The organism is Myxococcota bacterium, assembly GCA_039030075.1.
Classification (GTDB): Bacteria; Myxococcota_A; UBA9160; order UBA9160; family SMWR01; genus JAHEJV01.
Window position 1 is genome coordinate 260130 of record JBCCEW010000006.1, and the last position, 6219, is coordinate 266348.

At 63.7% G+C, this 6219-nt stretch carries 5 protein-coding genes; 2 read left to right on the plus strand and 3 right to left on the minus strand.

Annotation, left to right across the window (positions count from 1 at the left end; translation table 11 throughout):
- Positions 1-2: 2 nt before the first annotated feature.
- Genes AAF430_09260 through AAF430_09270 form a run of 3 tightly spaced genes read right to left on the minus strand, consistent with a single transcriptional unit; the run spans position 3 to position 3563 of the window.
- Complete coding sequence (locus AAF430_09260; protein ID MEM7410408.1) at positions 3-1577, minus strand: hypothetical protein; 1575 nt, start codon at positions 1575-1577, stop codon at positions 3-5.
- A 33-nt stretch (positions 1578-1610) separates the two neighbouring features.
- A complete protein-coding gene (locus tag AAF430_09265; GenBank protein ID MEM7410409.1) occupies positions 1611-2774 on the minus strand; it encodes a glycosyltransferase family 4 protein in 1164 nt (387 codons plus the stop codon).
- Positions 2775-2786: 12 nt separating this feature from the next.
- Positions 2787-3563, minus strand: coding sequence for an FkbM family methyltransferase (locus AAF430_09270; protein MEM7410410.1), 777 nt, complete (start codon positions 3561-3563; stop codon positions 2787-2789).
- Positions 3564-3778: 215 nt separating this feature from the next.
- Here AAF430_09270 and AAF430_09275 point away from each other — a divergent pair, with 215 nt between their 5' ends.
- Positions 3779-5113: an O-antigen ligase family protein gene (locus tag AAF430_09275; GenBank protein MEM7410411.1), complete on the plus strand. Its 1335-nt coding sequence runs from the start codon at positions 3779-3781 to the stop codon at positions 5111-5113.
- A 179-nt stretch (positions 5114-5292) separates the two neighbouring features.
- Positions 5293-6219, plus strand: a 927-nt coding sequence (locus tag AAF430_09280; GenBank protein ID MEM7410412.1) for a hypothetical protein, incomplete at its 3' end; no start/stop codon positions are given.

Genomic DNA, 6219 nt, shown 5'->3' on the forward strand with positions numbered 1-6219 from the left:
GCTCAGCGCGTTGCGCCGGGAGCGATCGCCGTCACGGTTCGCTGAGTCTCGCTCAGCAAGTGGAAGGTTCCGCTGATGGTCGCGCGAACCTCGGCGACGCCGAACCCCGGCACCGCGACCGAGGCCTGACGGGCCTCGTCGAGCGGTGAGTGCGTGTAGAGCAACCATTCGCGCTCTGGGGCCTTGCCCAATACCCGCGCGATCGCGTAGACCGGCAAGCGGGTTTCGAGCTTCCAGGGCCGTTGCGGGTCCTGATCGGTCTCGAGCAGGTACCAACGCGGCCAATCGCGATACGGAGGAGGGATCTGGACTTGGTAGGGGTGGCGCCGGGTCGGGTGGCTGACCAGCTTCCCCTTCCGCCAGAAGCGACGCAGGGTCGGGTCCTCATGCACGCGATCGACCGATTCGAGGACCGCGCGAAAGTAGTCGGATTGGTCGCGGGCAGTCTCGGAGTAGTGGCGGAACTCCCGGACCAGGCGCGGCCGGGTCAACCACATCCCAAACTGAACCATGCCTCGGTATCGCTCCGCTGTGTATACCTGGCCGCGACTTCGATAGTAAGCGCGCTTGCTCTCGTTCTTCTTCGTCCAGTTCTTGTCTCCATCCCAGACGGAGATCTCGTGCCACCAGTCCGGGTCGCGCCGATAGGTTTCCCGCTCCAGGAACGGCACCCAATTCATGGCTTGGACCTGGGGGCTCCATACCGTGTGGTCGGTGATCTTCGACCAGTCATGGGTGTAGAAGGGCGCCGAGCCTCCATCCCAGACACCGGTCCACCGGTTCATCGGCTGGCCGTCCTGGTAGCGCGCATGGACCCTCCAGCGAGACCAGCGCCCTAGAAACTCGGGAGCGGGTTGGATGTTGTAGCCGATGAACCGCGCCTTCGTTCGCCAGCTCCGGTCCAAGCCTTGGCGCATTCCGTCGAGAAGTCGTGCATAGCGCGCTCGGAACCCGGCGTTGCTTCCCGCAGGTCGTCGATCGGCGCCAAGGGCCGCGGTGGGTGCTTCGTTGTTGGAGACGAAGAGAACAAAAGGGGGATCCGGGTACCAGGTTTGCAGTCTGGCGAGGAGCATGCTGCCGGTCCATTCTTGCCCGACGCGGTGCCAGTGCTCGATGGGCCCTACGGGGGAAAGCTGCGGTTTCACGTTCCCCAGCCGGTCTACGAGGCATGGCGTCTCGTCTTTCGGTAGGGACCGAAAGCGAGGCTCGAGCAACTTCGCCTCCCATTGAGTCGAAACGAGGGAAATCGGCAAGCCGAGTTCGCGCGCTCTCTCCAGGGGCTTTCTGAAGTAGGCGTCGCGGTCGAGGTTCGGGATGTCGATCTTGAACGCCGGCAGCACATGGTGACCCGCCTCGACGAGTGCGACCAAGTCAGCGGGAACGACGCCATCCGGCGGTTTCCCGTTCCAATGGGACGCCAGCGGTAGCGGGGCTCCGTCCGGATCCGACGAGGAGCGGGAGGCTTCGGCACGAATCTGGGCTGCCGTTGCCGTCGCGAGCTCGGTGGGCGGGTCGTCACCATCACCCCACGAGAACAGGGACGCCATAAATGCGAGCAGCAGGGCGGCTCGTTCCATCTGTGACTCATCCGTGCCCTGTGAGGCGCCGTGTCATCCGGATCGACCCCCCACCAGGCTACGGAGTTTCGCGACCACGCTCACGCCGAAGCCGCTGCCCGTGCGCGTCTCACGGCGCCGCGGGCTAGCGACGAGCTCTTCGCACGCGGCGATGACGCGGTCGGCCCAGGTTTGGGCGCTGTAGGCTTCTGCCATCCTCGACGATCGGCGACCCATCTCGGGGAGGTCGGCATGACTGCGATGGATCCGTGCCAGCGCTTCGGCAAGGGCGGCCTCGCTGCCGGTCGGGATTACCAATCCATTATGCAGCGGTCGCACGAGTTCGACCGCGGATCCGCACGCGTTGCTGCTGATCACCGGAAGGCCGGCTGCACAGCTCTCGACGATCGCGAGGGGCCATGCGTCGTAGCGGCTGGGGAGCACGAAGGCGCCGCTCGCAAGGCGGAACTGGTTCAGGGCATCGGGCTGTGTGAAGCCCCGATCCTCGACGCCAGGCTCGTCCCGAAGCGCATCCGCGAGAGGGCCCATCCCGCAACACACGAGAGGCCAGGGATCTTCCACGTGTCGTCGGTATCGACGGTACGCCCGAATCAAAACGTCGACGCCTTTCCGCTCCGTATACTGACCCACGAAGAGGAAACTGCGAGGCCAGCCTCCCTGTAGAGCGGCTCGCTGATCCCAGAGAGGTGCCAGGCCATCGACATCGACTCCGTACGCTCCGCGCACGATGCGCTCCTCCGGCACAGCGAGAAGGCGCGCGAGTTGCCAACATCGTTCACCGGTGACGAACACTCGCTCGAGTCGTTCCAGATAGGAGCGATACGCATAGCGAGTCACCAGCTGTCTTGGGCCAGGCAGGCGCGGATTGTCCATGAACATCGCGAGCCGGCTACCGTCGAGTTCGGAAGCGTACGCGAGCGAGACGTAGCTGGGATGGCTCCATCCCGAGAGCGCGAGCACGTCGGGCGCTTGTTCCTGAACCAGGCTGCGCACGTGTTCCGGATCGTCTCGTTCTTCCTCGGTAATCAGCCGACCTTCGATGCCACGCATGAGGTCGTCGCCCGAGAACGCCGTGTTGCTCCCCGAAGGTGACGCGAAGGCGATGACGTAGGGTTCGACTCCCTCGCGTTTCGAGAGTTCGCGCCAGCAAGCCGACATATACCCCGAAACGGTCATCCAACAGAAAAGGATCTTCATCGAAACCTAGGGTCAATCACGGCGGTCGAGTACTACGACGGGACCGTACGAGTCGACTAGTTCGAAGCCGTGAGCTCGACTGGCGGTCTCACAGAGTGATTCGGGGTCGAAGGGTTTGTCGAGGTACTTGCCGCTGTGAAACTCGGCAATCCATCTCCTGCAACGCTGCAGCCCCGCGTGGTCGTTTGCGAGGATCCCGGCTTCCGCTCCTTCGATGTCGGATACGAGCTGGTATTCGGAGATCCCGTGCCGTTCGATGAGGTGCTCGAGGGTCGTGCCCTCCACCTCGACGACCGCGTTGTCGGCATCGCTGGCCACGCGGCCGACTGCCGTGTCCGCTGCCAGGTCCAGGGCGACAGGCTCGCCAGGTGCCGCCTCGTAGTGCACGGCCGCGTTCGCGATCACCGTGTTGCGATCGCATCGGTTGAGGGCGAGGTTGCCACGAAGAGGATCGACGAGTCGCGGGTTCGCTTCGACCGCCACGACCTTTCGTTCCTCAGCGACCTTCCTTCGGACGTGGCAAGTGATCACACCGAGGCTGGCTCCCAGTTCGACCACGTCACAATCGGGCAGGAGATAGCGTTCGGCGAAACGGATCTCCGCCGACTCGTAGATTCCGAAGTAGAGCTGCGCCTTCGTCCGCGGCTGCACGGCGTGAGACGAGGTGTCGAACACGAATCCGCGACTCGGGATCCGATCGTGGAAGAACCGGCCGAGCCCGCGCCCGATGAGGGGGTGCGTCAACACCTCGGCAACGGCACGTTTGATCGGCAAAGGAAGCTTCGACATCACTCGAGACCTCGGAAAGTTCGCAGATACTACGGGGGGCCCCAAGCGGTGTAAAGCGCGTCAGAAGGGCGCAGTGCGCCGCTACGGGGCATGGCTCAACTCGAGATCGCGTCCGGTCGAAGCGTCACTGCTATCCTCCATGCTCTCCATGCGAGGCTCACCCGGAGCTTGGACTGCGGGGTCGGGGCGAAGAATTGTCGAACGCAAGCGGTACGTTGATTCTCGTCGTCATTACGGCTGGCTTGTTCGCGCATCTCCTGGTGCTCCTGACGGCACGCCGAATCAACCCGATGTTCATGTTCGCGGCCGCCTTCCTGGTCCTCGCGCCGTTGTCCACGTCGCTCGAACTGCCCCACGCGCACCTGATCAAGTATCCGCGCATCTACTGCAGCGTCTTGATGGTCGCGATCGGTCTCTTCTACCCGCGAGCCGTGGGTCCGGGTTCCGCCTCGGTGTCGTTCTTGGGGTTCGCGATCTTCTACTGGGCTGCCGGACTCTGGTCGGACGAAATGTTGTATGCGCTCGGGTACAAGGGCTTCTTCTTGGCGGCGGCATTCGCCGGTGTGTTGATGGCCCGAACCGTTCGCGATACGAACGATTTCGCCGTCGGGGTTCGGTGTCTGGGCTTGGCGGGTGTGGTCTTCATCGTGATGATGGTGACCAACTTCTTGATCAATCCGGCGGCGATCAGTCACGTTGGACGCCTGGCGGCATTTGGAATCAACCCGAACACCATCGGACAGACGGCCGCGCTGATGTTGATCATCGGGTTCTCGATCGCTCTGTACGACCGGTCGCTGCCGTGGCGCTGGATCGGTTTCGGCAGTCTCGTCGTCCTTTTTCCCCTGATCGTTTACACGGGGAGCCGGGCATCGGCCGGCATGGCGGCGGTGGGCGCTCTGGTTCTTCTGAAGCCTTTCGTGCGGAGACCGGGAGTCTTGTTCTCGGTGTTCGGCATGCTCGCTCTGGTCGGGTGGGTATTGTTCTCGACCCTGGATCAACAGATCGACACGCAGCGGTTCTCGCAGCTCGACACGCAGACGCGCGAGAGTTGGTGGCTCGATGCGCTCGATCATTTCCGTTCGAGCCCCGTGATCGGAACGGGCTGGCTGTACTTGACGACGCCTGGAGGCGCACCCACGACGCAGAGCGTCCTCAGTGCTTGGCTCCAGATACTCGTCGAGACAGGTGTGTTGGGCGTCGGCATTCTCTTGATCAGTACGATGGTGATCGCGGTTCGCTTCATCATCGCCGGCCGGGCTGCGAAGCGTGATCGCTCCTTGCTCTACGCTTCCGGCGTTGGGAGCGCGCTGCTCTACGCGATTGTGGCGCACGCGTTCTTCGAATCCAGCATGCTGATCGGGAGCGCGTCCAACCCGCTGCTGTTCGGCTTCGCGGTCGGCCTGGTCGATCGGCTGGCCAAAGCCAATCTTCCCGCTGAAGAAGTTCCGCCGACCCGCGGACCCAGCTGGAGCCCCGCATCCGCGGCCTTGCCGAGCGACCCACTCGGCTATCCTGCCTCCGCCGCCCCCAGGGACTCACAGCGCTGATCGTCGGCGCGAGGCGGGTGAGGGGCGCATCAGGTGTTGCGGGCCGGCGTAGGGAGAGCCTTTGCACTTCGGGATCCGCCTAGCCAGGTTGTTCGACTCCGCCTGCCGCACTTCGTCATGAACACGAAGCCCATCCGCTTGATCCGCTCGCATCGAGTCGACGGCTACCGAACGCGCGAATGAAGGTCCGGCAGCTGATTGGTGGCATCGCGTCGGGATACGCCTACAAGGCAGTCCTGCTGGCGAGTACACTCTTCCTCGTTCCGTTCTTCCTCCGGGAGAGCGTCTTCGGCATCGAGGGCTACGGGACGATCTTCGCGATCCTCGCCTACGTGAACGTGCTCGCGTTGTTCACGGGGCCGCTCTACCTCTCGTTCAGTCGCACGATTTCGAGCGCGGTCGGCGAGATAGGCCACGCCGGCCGGTGCGACACGCAGCATCCCCTGGGTACAGGACTGAAGGTCTTGCTCGGAGCATGTGGGGTGCTGACCGGCGCCACGATCCTGTGGCGCGCAGAGTTGCTGGGGTGGATCGGACTGGAACCGACTCCGGATGCGCAACTCGCCCTGGCCCTTGCGGCCGCTTCCTACGCCATGGAAAACGGGCTCATTCTCTTTCGGGTTCCCCTGATCACGCGCGGAGAGATCGCGTTCGTCAATGGTGTGTTGATGCTAGAGGCGGCCTTCCGCGCTGTTGCATTCCTGGTGGTCTTCACGCTGGGCCCAGCGGCGATCGCTCACTACTTCGCCGTGCAGCTCGGCTTCGTGGCGCTGCGGCAACTGGCGCTCTTCGGCCGTCTTCGAATTCGTTTTCCCGAGGATCTTCGGGGCTCCGTGCGGGCACCTTGGCTTCGAGACCTGAGGTCGCTCCGCTACTCGCTGAGCGTCACCGCGCTCACGACCAGCGACATGCTGGTGGAACGCATTCCCGTACTTCTCGCGAGTCGGTTCTTTGGGCCCGCTGAAAGCGGGTACGTCGCACTGACCATCCACACGATTCGCGGGAACGTTCTTCAGGCGTTCTCCACCGTACTGCAACCCATCGCCGTACCGGTGGCGGCTCGTCTCGACCCCCGTCGGATGGCGACCAACCGTGTAGACTTCCTC